At 46.1% G+C, this 15,369-nt stretch carries 14 protein-coding genes; 12 read left to right on the plus strand and 2 right to left on the minus strand.

The window, feature by feature from the left end:
- The 3 genes from AB5026_RS02890 (at position 1) to AB5026_RS02900 (ending at position 3,306) form a co-directional block, all read left to right on the plus strand.
- Positions 1-960 (plus strand): transglutaminase-like domain-containing protein, encoded by a 960-nt coding sequence (locus tag AB5026_RS02890; protein ID WP_022426911.1) that lies wholly within the window; start codon positions 1-3, stop codon positions 958-960.
- A gap of 146 nt (positions 961-1,106) precedes the next feature.
- Positions 1,107-1,931: a S8 family peptidase gene (locus tag AB5026_RS02895; RefSeq protein WP_015525272.1), complete on the plus strand. Its 825-nt coding sequence runs from the start codon at positions 1,107-1,109 to the stop codon at positions 1,929-1,931.
- Positions 1,932-2,094: 163 nt separating this feature from the next.
- Positions 2,095-3,306 carry an NADP-dependent isocitrate dehydrogenase gene (locus tag AB5026_RS02900; RefSeq protein ID WP_015525271.1) on the plus strand — a complete coding sequence of 404 codons (1,212 nt, stop codon included), beginning with the start codon at positions 2,095-2,097 and terminating at the stop codon, positions 3,304-3,306.
- Between the two features lie 122 nt (positions 3,307-3,428).
- Here AB5026_RS02900 and AB5026_RS02905 read toward each other — a convergent pair whose 3' ends face one another.
- Positions 3,429-4,226 carry a sirohydrochlorin cobaltochelatase gene (locus AB5026_RS02905; protein WP_110103277.1) on the minus strand — a complete coding sequence of 266 codons (798 nt, stop codon included), beginning with the start codon at positions 4,224-4,226 and terminating at the stop codon, positions 3,429-3,431.
- A gap of 201 nt (positions 4,227-4,427) precedes the next feature.
- Here AB5026_RS02905 and hemA point away from each other — a divergent pair, with 201 nt between their 5' ends.
- The 7 genes from hemA to AB5026_RS02940 all read left to right on the plus strand — a co-directional run bounded on the left by hemA (position 4,428) and on the right by AB5026_RS02940 (position 12,057).
- Entirely contained in the window at positions 4,428-5,657 is a 1,230-nt protein-coding gene (hemA, locus tag AB5026_RS02910) for a glutamyl-tRNA reductase (RefSeq protein ID WP_021653027.1), read from the plus strand.
- Positions 5,647-6,138, plus strand: coding sequence for a bifunctional precorrin-2 dehydrogenase/sirohydrochlorin ferrochelatase (locus AB5026_RS02915; RefSeq protein WP_015525267.1), 492 nt, complete (start codon positions 5,647-5,649; stop codon positions 6,136-6,138). Before hemA ends, AB5026_RS02915 begins: the two co-directional genes overlap by 11 nt.
- On the plus strand, positions 6,125-7,018 hold the full coding sequence (hemC, locus tag AB5026_RS02920) for a hydroxymethylbilane synthase (RefSeq protein ID WP_022426910.1): 894 nt from the start codon (positions 6,125-6,127) through the stop codon (positions 7,016-7,018). Before AB5026_RS02915 ends, hemC begins: the two co-directional genes overlap by 14 nt.
- Positions 7,015-8,520 carry a uroporphyrinogen-III C-methyltransferase gene (gene cobA / locus AB5026_RS02925; protein WP_022426909.1) on the plus strand — a complete coding sequence of 502 codons (1,506 nt, stop codon included), beginning with the start codon at positions 7,015-7,017 and terminating at the stop codon, positions 8,518-8,520. The genes hemC and cobA overlap by 4 nt, the downstream gene beginning before the upstream one ends.
- A gap of 2 nt (positions 8,521-8,522) precedes the next feature.
- The gene (gene hemB, locus AB5026_RS02930) at positions 8,523-9,506 is read left to right on the plus strand and encodes a porphobilinogen synthase (protein ID WP_022426908.1); all 984 of its coding nucleotides are present in this window, start codon (positions 8,523-8,525) and stop codon (positions 9,504-9,506) included.
- On the plus strand, positions 9,506-10,786 hold the full coding sequence (gene hemL / locus AB5026_RS02935) for a glutamate-1-semialdehyde 2,1-aminomutase (RefSeq protein ID WP_022426907.1): 1,281 nt from the start codon (positions 9,506-9,508) through the stop codon (positions 10,784-10,786). The genes hemB and hemL overlap by 1 nt, the downstream gene beginning before the upstream one ends.
- 188 nt (positions 10,787-10,974) lie before the next feature.
- Complete coding sequence (locus AB5026_RS02940; RefSeq protein ID WP_022426906.1) at positions 10,975-12,057, plus strand: lactonase family protein; 1,083 nt, start codon at positions 10,975-10,977, stop codon at positions 12,055-12,057.
- 128 nt (positions 12,058-12,185) lie between these two features.
- Here the strand turns inward: AB5026_RS02940 and aroC are convergent, their stop codons facing one another.
- Entirely contained in the window at positions 12,186-13,280 is a 1,095-nt protein-coding gene (gene aroC, locus AB5026_RS02945) for a chorismate synthase (protein ID WP_022426905.1), read from the minus strand.
- Between the two features lie 226 nt (positions 13,281-13,506).
- On the opposite strand from aroC, the gene AB5026_RS02950 reads away from it, so the two are divergent.
- Both AB5026_RS02950 and AB5026_RS02955 read left to right on the plus strand, forming a co-directional pair.
- On the plus strand, positions 13,507-14,448 hold the full coding sequence (locus AB5026_RS02950) for a magnesium transporter CorA family protein (protein ID WP_022426904.1): 942 nt from the start codon (positions 13,507-13,509) through the stop codon (positions 14,446-14,448).
- Between the two features lie 30 nt (positions 14,449-14,478).
- Positions 14,479-15,369, plus strand: coding sequence for a hypothetical protein (locus tag AB5026_RS02955; protein WP_022426903.1), 891 nt, complete (start codon positions 14,479-14,481; stop codon positions 15,367-15,369).

Genomic DNA, 15,369 nt, shown 5'->3' on the forward strand with positions numbered 1-15,369 from the left:
ATGAAAAGATTAAAATTGTTTTTTATGGCGATGGTCATGCTTTTTGCGGTGCAGATCTGCACGGTTTCCGTAACCTGTGAGACGCAGGCAGCAACTACTACGGCAACTGTAAAGAAGAAAACCGGTCTCTACAGAGAAAAAGGAAAATATTACTACTACACCAAGGGCCGAAAGATCAGAAACCAATGGAAGACCGTAAAGGGAAAACGGTATTATTTCGGGCCTAAATATTATGCGTTAACTTACCATAACAAGATCGGTTCCAGGATCTATGTGTTTGATACTGCAGGACGCCTTTTGAACGGAAAGACGTCACGTATCGTAAATGTAGGAAAATATTCCTATTACGTAAATAAGTATGGAAATCCTTCAAAGGGTTGGCTGTGTCTTCCGGACAAAAATCTTTACTATGCGGATTCCTGGGGACGTTTTTACAAAAACCGTACGCTGGAGGGAATCCGGTTCAACGGGAAGGGACAGGCTGTAAAAAATGATATGCGCAGCCTGAAGCTGCATTGTATAGGTGTGGTCCAAAATATTACAAGAAGTGGAATGTCCAAAAGCCAGAAGCTGCAGGCGTGCTGGAGTTATGTGATAAATAATACCTATTATTCATCTGCCTATTATCCGGATTTAAATCAGAATGACTGGTGGAGAATGACTGCGTGGAGAACGCTTGCTACAGGAAAGGGAAATTGTTATGGCTATGCCTGTGCATTTGCCGCACTGGCAAGAGAGATCGGATATGATCCATATGTGGTATGTGGTCGTGTTCCGGGAACCAGAGATGGAGCCGGAGATGGCTTTACAAGACATAGCTGGGTGATCATAAACGGACTTCATTATGACCCGGAAGGACAGGCTAAGGGCTGGCATACCGGTGTTTATGGAAGCTACAGCTACGGAATGGACAATCAGATCCAGAAAACAGTTAATTTCCGTACAGGAAGAGGAAACTAAATAAAATATACAGCAAAGATCCCGGGGATTCAGATGTAAGATCCCGGGGTCTTTTTATATAAAACGAGTAGCGGGAAAGATGTCCGCAGAATAAGCTAAAGAAAGGTCAGCTGTCCGACGGGAGAGCTTTGGAAAGGTATAAAAGGATGTATACAGGAAAAGGGATAGGCGTGGCGGTTCTGGATACCGGTATTTTTCCTCATATAGATTTTGGCAGCCGTATTTCCGTGTTTCGTGATTTTACAGGAGTCAGACGCAGCCCATATGATGATAACGGACATGGGACTCATGTCAGCGGGATCCTTGCAGGGGACGGAACTGCATCAGGTGGAAAATATAAAGGGGCTGCACCTGGCTGCAGTATCGCTGCTCTGAAGGTTCTGGATCGTTTCGGGAACGGAAGCAGGGAGGATGTGATGCGGGCATTTCGGTGGATCATGGAGTTTGGAAGCATTTATCATATCCGTATCGTTAATATTTCAGTGGGAACAACATCCCGGGATCATAAGGAACAGACAGATCTTCTTGAAGGAGTGGAAAAACTTTGGGATCTGGGATTTGTGGTGGTAGCTGCAGCAGGAAATCAGGGACCGGGGGCCGGCACGGTAACAGCACCGGGAAGCAGCCGGAAAATCATTACCGTAGGCTCCAGTGATATGCTGAATGGCAGAAAGGCAGTTTCCGGAAGAGGCCCTACTTTTGACTGTGTGTGCAAACCGGATCTGGTAGCGCCGGGAAGCCAGGTCATTGCCTGTGCACCGGGACTGCCGTACTCATATGGGCTCAAAAGCGGAACCTCCATGTCGACGCCTCTGGTGTCAGGAGGGATCGCCTGCCTTCTGGAAAAAGATCCCCGGCTTTCTAATGTAGAGGTAAAGATGTTGTTAAGAGAAAATGCAGAAGATATGGGACTTCCCAGAAATCAGCAGGGATGGGGAAAATTTAACTGTGAAAAACTGTTGGCAGGCTGAATTATTATACAATTCTTATAAACATAGTGTGGTAAAGCACAAAAGCGTTGACGGAACCGGAAAATATGAGTACAATGTACAGTAAAAGTGCTGAAGAAAGATTCTAAAGGAAAGAGCACCTGGAATCCGAACAGGAGAATAAACCTCAAAAGGAGAAAATAATATGGAAAAAATCAAAATGCAGACACCTTTAGTTGAGATGGACGGAGACGAGATGACACGTATCCTGTGGCAGATCATCAAGGATGAACTTCTCACACCGTATCTGGAACTGAATACAGAATATTATGATCTTGGTCTTGAGCACAGAAATGAGACAGATGATCAGGTTACCATTGATGCAGCAGAAGCAACCAAGAAATACGGAGTAGCCGTAAAATGTGCCACGATCACGCCAAACGCAGCCAGAATGGAAGAGTATGACCTGAAAAAAATGTACAAGAGTCCAAACGGAACGATCCGTGCTATTCTTGATGGAACTGTATTCCGTGCGCCGATCGTTGTAAAGGGAATCGAGCCATGTGTAAAGAATTGGGTGAAACCGATCACACTTGCACGTCATGCATATGGAGATATCTATAAGAATACAGAATTTTATATTGACAAGCCGGGAGATGCATATCTTGTATTTGAGGGCGAAGACGGAGAAGAGCGTAAGGAGCTGATCCAGCATTTTGATGGAGCAGGTGTTCTCCGTGGCATGCATAATCTTGATGATTCCGTAAAGAGCTTTGCGAGAAGCTGCTTTAATTATGCACTGGACACAAAGCAGGATGTATGGTTCGGAAGCAAGGATACCATTTCCAAAACATACGATGGAAGATTTAAAGAGATTTTCCAGCAGATCTTTGATGCAGAGTTTAAGGATAAATTTGAGGAAGCCGGCCTGACCTATTTTTACAGTCTGATCGATGATATCGTAGCCCGTGTTATGAAGGCAGAAGGCGGTTTTATCTGGGCATGCAAGAACTATGACGGAGATGTTATGAGCGACATGGTATCTTCCGCATTTGGCTCTCTTGCCATGATGACCTCTGTACTGGTATCCCCGAAGGGATATTTTGAGTATGAGGCTGCCCACGGAACAGTTCAGAGACACTATTATCGTCATCTTGAGGGAAAAGAAACATCCACAAACTCTGTTGCAACGATCTTTGCATGGACAGGAGCTCTCCGCAAGAGAGGCGAGCTGGACGGAAATGAAGCACTTGCTGATTTTGCAGGAAAACTGGAAAAAGCAACACTGGATACCATTGAAAGCGGAAAGATGACCAAGGATCTTGCACTGATCACTTCCCTGAAAGAGGTACAGGTATTGAACAGCAAAGAGTTTATCCTTGCTGTAAAGACAAAACTGGATGAACTGATGGCATAAATAACAGGAATTTCAGAATTTCAAGTAATTTCATAAAAAATAAAAAACTGCACCGGAAGATCCAGGGATGGATCACGGTGCAGTTTTTTTATGAGGGATATATATGGATCATCTGATCTCTGTCAGATCGAAGCGTTCATGGCCTGCTGTACATGTTCCACAAGGATCTGCCGGACCTGGGGATATTCGCCAAGTCCCTTCAGTACAGGGGTGACTTCATATCCTTCGGAAGAAAGACGGTTCATCCAGGAGTCCGGATCTGCACCGGCCAGATCGTTCTGTGCATGGTCGCCGGCTACGATCATGAAAGGCGCCAGCACGATCTTTTTCGGATGAAAGCTGTCGGCAGCCCGGAGAAGGGAGTCCAGGGCCGGATAGGCTTCTACAGTTCCAAGAAAAATATTTTTATGTCCGGTATCTTTAAAACGGTAATCCAAAGCAGCGTAAACCGTGTTTGCGTAGTGTTCTGTTCCATGTCCCATCAGTACAAGTGCAGTGTCCGGATCCATGTCCCGGAATTCATCTGCAACTACCCGGACGATCGCCTGGTTATCTTCTTCTGTTGTGAGAAGAGGATTTCCGAAAACAATACTGGAAAAACGGTCACGAAAAGAAAGCGCATCGGCTTTCATCTGATCATTTTCGATACCGTTGATCACATGAGTCGGCTGTACGATCACATCGGTGATACCATCCAGAAGCATCTGTTCCAGAGCCTCCTTTACCGTGTGGATCGTAAGACCGTCCCGCTTTTTCAGTTTGGCAATGATCATTTTGCTTGTCCATGCACGGTAGGTGGGACAGGCCGGGAATGCATCGGCAATATCGTGCTCGATGGCCTCGATGGTAAGCTTACGGGTGTTTTCATAGCTTGTGCCGAAACTTACTACTAGGATCGCTTTTTTTGAAGCTGAGTTCATACGGGGATTTCCTCCATCCTGATAATTATGGTGATTATGATAAACTCTTTATATTTCTCCGCTGGAATATAAAGATGATCCGCAATTTCTACCATAAGATATTATAAAAGGGAGGGCTGACATTGTCAATCGTAGTTGACTTTCCTTACGGAAATGTTTATCATTATAAAAGATTGTGGAAACAAAGGAGAAACGTAGGACATGAGTATATTCATGATTGGAATCGATCATAATATGGCACCTGTAGATGTCAGAGCGCAGTTTGCTTTTACCCGTAAAAATACCGGAGAGGCGTTGCGCAGGCTGAAAGAAGAAGCTGGGATCTGCGGGTGTATTATTCTGTCGACCTGTAACCGGCTGGAACTGTGGGTAAGTACTGCAGATGAGGAGAAGCCGGACCTGTATCAGTGGCTCTGCTCGTTGAAAGGTGTGCAGGGAGAACAATACCAGAAGTATTTTACCAGCAGAGAAAACGAAGAGGCGGTGGAACACCTGTTTTATCTTACCAGCGGACTGAAATCCCAGATCCTGGGGGAAGATCAGATCCTGACCCAGGTAAAAGATGCGTTGAGTATGTCAAGGGATGAGTTTACCACAGACAGTGTTCTGGAGGTGCTTTTCCGTATGGCGGTAACTGCAGGCAAGAAGATCAAAACGGAAGTGCCGTTTTCCCATGGAAATCCTTCTGTGATCCATCAGGCCATCCGTTTTCTGGAAGAGGGCGGTTATCATGTTCGCAATAAAGTCTGTATGGTGATCGGAAACGGTGAGATGGGGAAGATGGCTGCCCAGACACTGCGTGAAGCAGGAGCGGATGTGACGGTTACGATCCGTCAGTACAGAAGTGGTGTTGTGAGCATTCCTGTTGGATGCAGCAGGATCAATTATGGTGAGAGAATGGATTATCTGCCGGAGTGTGACCTGGTGGTCAGCGCAACAGCAAGCCCCAATTATACACTGACGGAAGAATTGTTTGAGGATGTACGTGTGGAACGACCTATGATCCTTATCGATCTGGCAGTTCCAAGAGATATTGATCCGGAGATCCGAAAAAAAGATAACATCACACTTTATGATATGGACAGCTTCCGAACCGGCGAGACACCGAAGGAACTTGCAGATAACCTAGAAGCAGCAGGAGCCATTGTGAAGGCCCAGATGAACGAATTTTTCCAGTGGCTGGAAGGTCGTGATATCATCCCGCGCATCCAGGAGATCAAAGCGGATGCTGTGGAAGATCTGAATTTGAGGATCGAAAAAATCTTCCGGAAAACTCCTATGGAGGATTCAGACAGAGAAAACCTGAAAAAAGCAGTGGATACTGCAGCCGGAAAGGTTGTGAACAAGCTGATCTTCGGGCTTCGGGACAGTCTGAACCAGGATGCTTTTCTGGAATGTGTGGAAGGACTGGAGAAACTTTATGAAGAATAAACCTTATTTCCCCATGTTTATAGACCTGTCCGATAAAAATATCGTTGTGGCAGGTGGTGGTAATATTGCTACCAGAAGAATAAAGACTCTTCTGAAATTTACAAGAAATATCACGGTAGTGGCTACAAAAGTGACCCAGGAGCTTATGGATCTCGGGAAAGCAGGAACCGTGACTCTGTATATCCGTCCCGTGAAACGTTCTGATTTTGCCAATGCATATATGGTGATCGCAGCCACCAATGACTGGAAGCTGAATGATGAGATTCACCGTGTCTGTAAGGAGGAGGGCATTTATGTTAATGTAGCCTCCGACCGGGAAGCCTGTGATTTTTATTTCCCAGGCGTATATATGCGGGATGAAATGGTAGTTGGAGTTACAGCCAGCGGACTGGATCACAAAAAAGCAAAGCGTGTAAGGGAAGAGATCCAGAATGCGCTGGAAAAAGTATTGGGAGAGCAGGATGAAGATGAAGAGAGATAAGATCGTGATCGGCAGCAGAGAGAGTAAGCTTGCAGTGCTGCAGAGCGAAATGGTCCGTGACTACATAAAAGAAAAAAATCCGGATCTGGAAGTGGAAATCCTCACTATGAAAACTACCGGGGATATCATTCTGGACCGTACACTGGATAAGGTTGGCGGAAAAGGGCTTTTTGTAAAGGAGCTGGATAAAGCACTGATAGATGGAAGAAGTATTCTTTCTGTACACAGCCTGAAAGATATGCCTATGGAGGTTCCGGAGGAGCTGCCGCTTCTGGCTTTTTCCAAAAGAGAAGATCCGAGAGACGTACTGGTTCTTCCTGAGGGAGCTTCTGAACTTGATAAAAGCAAGCCCCTTGGATGCTCCAGCTTAAGGAGAACCTTACAGCTTAAAAAACTGTATCCGGATATGGATGTCAGAAGTATCCGCGGAAATCTTCAGACAAGACTCCGGAAGCTGGATGAAGGACAGTACAGTGCATTGATCCTGGCTGCTGCCGGCCTTAAGAGACTTGGACTGGAATCCAGGATCAACCGGTATTTTACAGCAGATGAGATCATTCCGGCTGCTGGTCAGGGAATCCTTGCTGTACAGGGAAGAAAAGGGGAAGCTTATGATTTCCTGGAGGGCTACTGTGATAAGGATGCCTGGACCGCGGGAAGTGCGGAGCGTGCTTTTGTAAAGCTCCTGGATGGAGGGTGCTCTTCTCCGGTGGCTGCCCATGCGGAAATTCTCGGGGATGAGATCTATCTCAGAGGGCTTTATTATAATGAAAAAGACGGTTCCTATGTAACAGGAACACTGCGTGGCAATAAGGCAGATGCGGAAAGCTTAGGCAGGGAACTGGCAGAAACTCTTCGGAAAAAAGGAGAAAACAGATGAAAACAGGAAAAGTATGGCTGGTAGGAGCGGGTCCTGGCGATATTGGCCTTTTTACATTAAAAGGCCTCAAAGTGCTGGAACAGGCAGATGTGGTCGTCTATGACAGTCTGGTAGGTCAGGGAGTTCTGTCAAGAATCCCGGAAAATGCTAGGCTGATCAATGTAGGCAAACGTGCCAGTCACCATATCATGCGTCAGGAAAATATCAATCAGGTACTTCTTGAGGAGGCACAGCGGGGTCTTCGTGTGGTGCGCCTGAAAGGCGGAGATCCATTCCTCTTTGGAAGAGGAGGAGAGGAGCTGGAGCTTCTTCGGGAGAATGGGATCCCTTATGAGGTTGTTCCGGGTGTTACTTCCTCCATTGCAGTACCGGCATATAACGGGGTTCCGGTAACACACAGGGATTTCTGTTCTTCAGTCCACATCATTACAGGACACAAGAAAGCCGGAGAAGAATATGATATAGACTTCCGGGCACTTGTTGATACAAGGGGAACGCTTGTATTTCTGATGGGCGTGTCCGCACTTCCGGATATCTGCGAGGGTCTGATAGGTGCAGGAATGGAAAAGGACATGCCTGCGGCGATCCTGCAGAAGGGAACTACAGCAGGTCAGAAACGGATCGTAGCAACAGTTTCTACCCTGGAAGAAGAGGTGAAACGCCAGGGGATCGAGACACCGGCGATCATTGTGGTGGGTAAGGTATGTACACTGGCAGAGAAGTTTGGCTGGTATGAAGAACTGCCGCTTTCAGGATGGAAGGTCCTTGTCACAAGACCGAAGGAGCTTGTTTCCAGAACTGCGGACATGCTTCGTGAAAAAGGCGCGGAGGTTCTGGAGCTTCCGGCGATCCGTACTGTCCCCATGGAAGACCAGAGCCGTCTCTATAAAGCGCTGGATCACCTGGAGGAATATCAGTGGCTTGTATTTACCAGCCCTACAGGTGTAAGGGTATTTTTTGAAGAACTGATCCGCCATGGAAAAGATATCCGTGCCATGGGAAATGCCCGTCTGGCCGTGATCGGGGAAGGAACAAAAAAGGCCCTGAAGGAAAGAGGTCTGCTGGCAGATTTTGTGCCGTCGGTATATGACGGGGATACTCTTGGAAAGGAACTTTCAGAGCTTCTTTCCGGTGGAGAAAAGATACTTATCCCGCGGGCAGAAAAGGGCAATGAAAAGCTCACCGCATTTCTTGCACAGGCAGGCGCTGTGGTCGAGGATGTTCCGACTTATCAGACTCTTTACGAAAAGAGCCAGCTCATCGATGAGAAGAAGGAATTTGAAACAGGACAGATCAGCTGTGCGGTGTTTACAAGTGCCTCCACTGTGAAGGGATTTGTAGAGGGAACAAAAGGACTGGATTATTCAAAGGTTAAGGCGGCCTGCATCGGCAGACAGACGAAGGCGGCTGCTGAGAGCTTTGGAATGAAAGCATATATGTCAGAAAAAGCCACCATTGACAGTCTTGTCAAGCTGGTGGAGGATATGAAAAGGAGCGAATGATCATGGAACTGACAAAAAGACCAAGAAGATTAAGAGGTAGCGAAAACCTTCGTAAGATGGTACGTGAGACAAGAATGGATAAATCTTCTCTTATGTATCCTATGTTCGTAATGGAAGGAGAAAATAAGGAAGAAGAAATTCCGTCCATGACCGGGCAGTACCGTTACAGCCTGGACCGTCTTCCGTATAAACTGGAACAGCTTTCCAAAGCCGGTGTAGGCAGTGTGATGTTTTTTGGTATTCCTGACCATAAGGATGAAGTGGGCAGCGGTGCCTATGATCCGGAGGGGATCGTTCAGAGAGCTCTTCGCATTGCAAAAGAGAAATTTCCGGAGCTTTATTATGTAACAGATGTATGCATGTGTGAGTACACTTCCCATGGCCATTGCGGCGTTCTCTGCGGTCATGATGTGGATAATGACAAGACACTGGAGCTTCTTGCAAAAACAGCACTTTCCCATGTGGAGGCAGGTGCGGATATGGTTGCTCCATCTGATATGATGGATGGCCGTGTTGCAGCGATCCGTCAGTGTCTGGACAAGGCAGGACATTATACAACACCGATTATGTCCTATGCAGTAAAATATGCTTCCGCATTTTATGGTCCGTTCCGTGAGGCAGCAGATTCTGCTCCGTCTTTTGGTGACAGAAAGAGTTACCAGATGGACCCACACAACAGCAGAGAAGGACTGAAAGAGGCACTTGCAGATGTGGAAGAGGGCGCAGATATCATCATGGTAAAACCGGCTCTTGCATACCAGGACATGATCTGGCAGGTAAAGGAGATCACAAACGTTCCGGTTGCCGCATACAGTGTCAGCGGTGAATATGCAATGGTAAAAGCAGCAGCTGCAAACGGCTGGATCGACGAGGAAAGAATCGTAGGTGAGATGGCTACCGGAGCATTCCGTTCCGGCGCACAGATCTATCTTACCTATTACGCAGAACTTCTGGCAAGGCTTATGGATGAAGGGAGAATCGGCTGATGACAAAATCAGAACAGTTATTTGAGCGTGCGGTAAAAAGAATCCCGGGAGGTGTAAACAGCCCGGTAAGATCTTACGGAGCCATCGGTGAGGCACCTCGTTTTATTGAAAAAGCAGATAAATGTTACATCTATGATGTAGATGGAAACCGTTATGTGGATTACATTGATTCCTGGGGCCCGATGATCCTGGGACATAATTTCCCGGAGATCCGCGAGAGTGTGATCAAGGCCTGCGAAAATGGCTTGAGCTTTGGCTGTGCTACAGGAATCGAAGTAGAGATCGCAGAATTTATCTGTGAACATATTCCACATGTAGATATGATCCGTATGGTAAACTCAGGAACAGAAGCTGTTATGAGTGCCATCCGTGCAGCAAGAGGTTTTACCGGAAAAGACAAGATCATCAAATTTGCAGGTTGCTATCACGGACACAGCGACTGCCTTCTGGTAAGTGCCGGCTCCGGTGTCATGGCAAGTGGTATTCCGGACAGCGCCGGTGTTCCGAAGGGCTGTACACAGGATACCATGACGGCTACCTACAATGATGCCGCCAGTGTGGAAGCACTTCTCAAACAGGAAGAGGGAAATGTGGCAGCCGTGATCGTGGAGGCAGTAGGAGCAAACATGGGTGTGGTTCCTCCGAAACCAGGCTTCTTAAAGCGGCTTCGTGAGCTTTGCGATGAGCACAATTGTCTGCTGATTTTTGATGAAGTGATCACAGGCTTCCGACTTGCCTTTGGCGGAGCAGCAGAGTATTTTGGTATCCGTCCGGATCTTGTCACCTACGGGAAAATAATCGGCGCAGGAATGCCGGTAGGCGCTTATGGCGGACGTAAGGAGATCATGGATCTGATCTCACCGTGTGGTCCTGTATACCAGGCAGGTACCTTAAGCGGAAACCCGGTTGCCATGGCTGCAGGTTTCACACAGCTGAAATATCTCTATGAGCATCAGGAAATCTACAAAGATCTGGCTGCCAAAGGTGAGAAGCTTTACGGCGGCTTGAAGAAGATCGTGGAGGAAAAAGGTCTTCCATATCAGGTAAACTATGATTCTTCTCTGGCAAGTATTTTCTTTACAGACCAGGAGGTAAAAGACTATGTTTCTGCAAAAACATCCAACCTGGAGCTTTTTGCAAAATATTTCAAGGGAATGCTGAAACGAGGCATTCATCTTGCACCTTCCCAGTTTGAGGCGATGTTCCTTTCCACAGCGCATACAGATGAAGTAATTGATGAAACTCTGGAAGCAATGAGAGGCGCTTTGGGAGATCTGTAAAGAGGCGTAATGGATGCGCAGGAGCCGATCCATTTGCGTGGATTATGTGTGAACGCCATAGTGAACGGCAGCTTTGCATAAAAAATTGCACAAAAGATAACAGGATGGTAACTTGTTCTTGCAGAAGCTTTGTGATAAAATAAACACAAAAATACGTAACCAATGTAAAAAGCAGGAGGCCAGAACTTATGGGAAAAAAGAAGTACGTGGCTTACGTGGGAACATATACCCATGGAACCAGTAAGGGAATTCAGGTATACGATGTAGATGTAGAAAAAGGAACACTCACAGAACGAAGCGAAGTGGAAGTTAGCAATGCTTCTCATCTGGCAGTATCAAAAAACGGTAAATATCTGTATTCCATTGAGGATGAGGGTGTAGCTGTATTTGAAAGAGACAAGAACGGTGATCTTACCCGCCTCAACAGTGTGGATATCAACGGAATGCGAGGCTGCTATCTTGCAACAGATGTGGACGGAAGATATCTTTATGTGGCAGGGTACCATGATGGTAAGGTAACGGTTGTACATACACATAAAGACGGCCGTCTGGGAAGTGTTATGGACGGCGTTTTCCACAAGGGACTTGGAAGCGTGGCAGAGCGTAACTTCCGTCCGCATGTTAATTGTGTACGTCCGACACCGGATAATAAGTATCTCTGTGCGGTAGATAATGGTATCGATCAGGTTAAGATCTATCGTATCAATAAGAAGAAAGACAAACTGGAGCTGGTTGACATTCTTCGCTGCCCGAGAGAGAGCGGCCCTCGTATCATCCGTTTCAGTGATGACGGAAGATTTGCATATCTTCTTTTTGAGCTCAGCAATGAGGTGAAGGTATACAGCTATGACGGAAGCGGTAAGAATCCGGAATTTCAGCTGCTTCAGAGCATTACCACTCTTGGAAAAGAGGATTCCAATGATGCGCTCCATAACGCAGCTTCCGGTATGTCTCTTTCTGCGGACGGTAAATATCTTTTCTGTACAACAGCAGGGGAAAATACTGTGACTATGTATGCAGTAGACCAGGAAACAGGCCTTCTGACCAAGAAATTTACACTTCCGATCAGTGGTGATTACCCGAAGGATCTTATGATCTTCCCGGATAACAAGCATATTGCTGTTGCCAATCATGCCAGCAACAGTATTACCGTTTTCACTGTGGATTATGAAAAGAATATCATCATGATGAATGAAAAACCAAGAAAGATCGAGACACCGAACTGTATCCATATCTGGCCGGTACCGGATACATGGGAGCAGTTGGATTAAGAACAGGATTGATCAAAGTAAGTCTTGCACAGGCAGACAAAAACAGACTCAGGGACGAGTAGGAACTTTCCCTGAGTCTGTTTTTTTGCGCATTTATAATTTTTTATCTGACAGGTCAAAATGTGAAATTACCGCTGATAAAATTCGTGGATACGATCCATCCGTGCACTCATATTGTTAAAAAGTGCATCTGTAATGGTAAGTGCTGCCATAGCTTCCACAACGACTACTGCACGCGGTACGATCACCGGATCATGCCGGCCCTTGATCTCAAGCTCCAGGTTTTCTCCGGTGTTGGTCACAGTAGACTGAGACTGACTGATGGAAGGAGTAGGTTTGATATGTGCACGGAGTATGATATCACTGCCGTCACTCATACCACCCATAATACCACCTGCGTGGTTGGAAGTTTTGGAAATAATGCCGTCTTTCTGTACAAAACCGTCGTTGTCTTCGGAACCTGTAAGACGTGTCACGTTGATGCCGTCACCGATCTCAACAGCTTTTACAGCACCGATGGACATGATCGCATGAGCGAGGGTAGCATCCAGCTTGTCAAAAACCGTATCGCCCAGACCGGCAGGAACGTTTTTGATGCGGCATTCAATCACACCGCCGGCACTGTCCTGACTGTTCAGACATTGTTCGAGATAGGCAGATGCCTTTGCAGCTGCGTCGGCATCTGGCATGCAGAGTGCATTATTTCGGATCTCTTCTTCTGAGAAGGACCGGATCTCTACAGGACCGATGGATCTTGCGTAGGTAGTAAATGTAATGCCAAGTTCGTTTAACAGCTTGATGGCAATGGCACCGGCTGCCACACGTCCGGCGGTTTCTCTTCCGGAGGAGCGTCCACCTCCACGGTAATCACGGAATCCGTATTTCTGGTCAAAGGTAAAGTCTGCGTGACCGGGACGATAGGAGTATGCGATATTTCCGTAATCTCTGGAACGCTGATCTGTATTGCGGATCAGAAGAGAAATTGGAGTACCGGTAGTCTTTCCTTCAAAAACTCCGGAAAGGATCTCCACCAGATCTCCTTCCTTACGGGCAGTTGTATAACGGCTCTGACCGGGCTTCCTCCGGTCAAGAAAAACCTGGATATCTTCTTCGCAGAGAGAAAGACCTGCGGGACAGCCGTCGAGAACGGCACCGATAGCCTTGCCGTGAGATTCTCCCCAGGTGGTAACCACGAATTTTTTTCCGAATGATGACTGACTCATTTGTATAACTTCCTTTCGTTGGAATTCTGGAATCATTATATAGGAAGCCGGAAAAAATGTAAAGAACGTGGAAGGCAGAATGAATTTTTATGTAAAGATCATGTGAAATTATTTAAAAGCTCTTTTAAAAAGAAAAGGTATGAATTGACAAAGCTATTTTGACTATTTATAATAAAAAAGAATTTTGCCCTGGCAAAAGAAAAGCAAGAGAAGGGAAGTGGGAATCGTGGTAAGGATTTACAAGACAATAGACGGAGCCATCCACCAGATACAGGAACCGGAGGAAGGCTGCTGGATTGCGCTGACGAATCCGACGGCAACAGAGATTTTTGAATTTTCCGAGAAGTTTGATATAGAGGTTGACGATTTACGATCCCCTTTGGATGAGGAAGAACGGTCACGTATCGAAGTTGAGGATAATTATACACTGATCCTGGTTGATGTTCCTATGATCGAGGAACGTAATGACAAGGACTGGTATGGGACAATACCGCTTGGCATCATTGTGACGGGGTCTATGATCTTTACCATCTGTCTGGAGGACACACCGGTTCTTACCAGATTTATGGAGGGAAGAGTCCGGAGCTTTTTTACCTATATGAAGACCCGTTTTATCTTTCAGATCCTTTACAGAAATGCGAGCATGTACCTGCGTTATCTGCGTATCATTGACAAAAAAAGTGAGCAGGTGGAAGAAAAACTGCATCTTTCCACAAGAAATGAAGAGCTGATCGAGCTTCTGGAGCTGCAGAAATCCCTGACTTATTTTATCACATCACTCCGGTCCAATGAGGTTGTGCTGGAGAAGCTTCTGAAGATAGACAGCATCAAGAAATATCCGGAGGACACCGATCTTCTGGAGGATGTCATCACTGAGAATAAGCAGGCGATCGAAATGGCCAATGTGTACAGCGGTATCCTGAACGGAACTATGGATGCTTTTGCATCGATCATCTCCAATAATATGAATATCGTTATGAAGGTACTGGCGATCATTACTATTGTCATGAGTATTCCGACTATTGTGTTCAGTGCTTACGGAATGAATGTGGCTGGTTCCGGTATGCCCTTATCAAGGAGTCCATTGGGATTTCTGATCATTATCCTGATTTCTGTGGCGATCAGTGTTGTGGCAGCGATCATTCTTTCCAAGAAGCGATTTTTCTGATTTTCAAAAGTTTTCTGAAAGGAGATTTTAATGAAATTTATCGACAAACTGGAACGTAAATTCGGAAGATTCGGGGTTCCGAATCTGACTGTTTACATCATCGGATGTTATGTGTTGGGGTATTTTCTGGCTATGTTTGCTCCAGGAGTTTTGAATATGCTGAGTCTTGATATGTCCATGGTCATGAAGGGACAGATCTGGAGACTGGTGACATGGGTGATCTATCCGCCGTCCAGTGTGGGAGGAACCGGCAATCTTGTGATGTTCCTTCTCGCAATCTTTTTTTTCTATTATCCGATCGGTACTTCACTGGAACGTACCTGGGGAACTTTCCGGTACACATTGTATATTTTTTCAGGTGTTTTGTTTACTGTGATCGCAGCAGTGCTTTTACATGTATTTACAGGTGGTTATGTGGTTATGAACGGGATCGCCTATTCTCTTGGCGGAAATATTTTTACCACATATTATATCAGTCTTTCTATTTTCCTTGCCTATGCAGTCACATATCCGGATCTTCAGCTGCTTCTTATGTTTGTGATCCCGATCAGGATGAAATGGATGGCCTTTGTATACGGACTGTTCATTGCGTGGGATATCGTATCTTATCTTCGAGTCGGGCTTTGGGTAGGTGTAGTACCGATCGTAGCATCACTTTTAAACTTTGTGATCTTTTATTTTAGTACCCGTGATATGAACCGATACAATCCGAAGGAGATCCACAGGAGGCAGCAGTTTAAGAAGGCTGTGGCTCCTTCCAGAACAGGGTCCGGTCCGGATGGGATCGCCAAGCATAAATGTGCGATCTGCGGACGTACCGAAAAGGATGATCCAAACCTGGAGTTTCGTTTCTGCTCAAAGTGCAACGGAAATTATGAATATTGTCAGGATCATTTATTTACACATAAACACGTACAGTAA

This window comes from Blautia sp. RTP21359st1_E11_RTP21359_211015 (assembly GCF_040910705.1).
GTDB lineage: Bacteria > Bacillota > Clostridia > Lachnospirales > Lachnospiraceae > Blautia_A > Blautia_A fusiformis.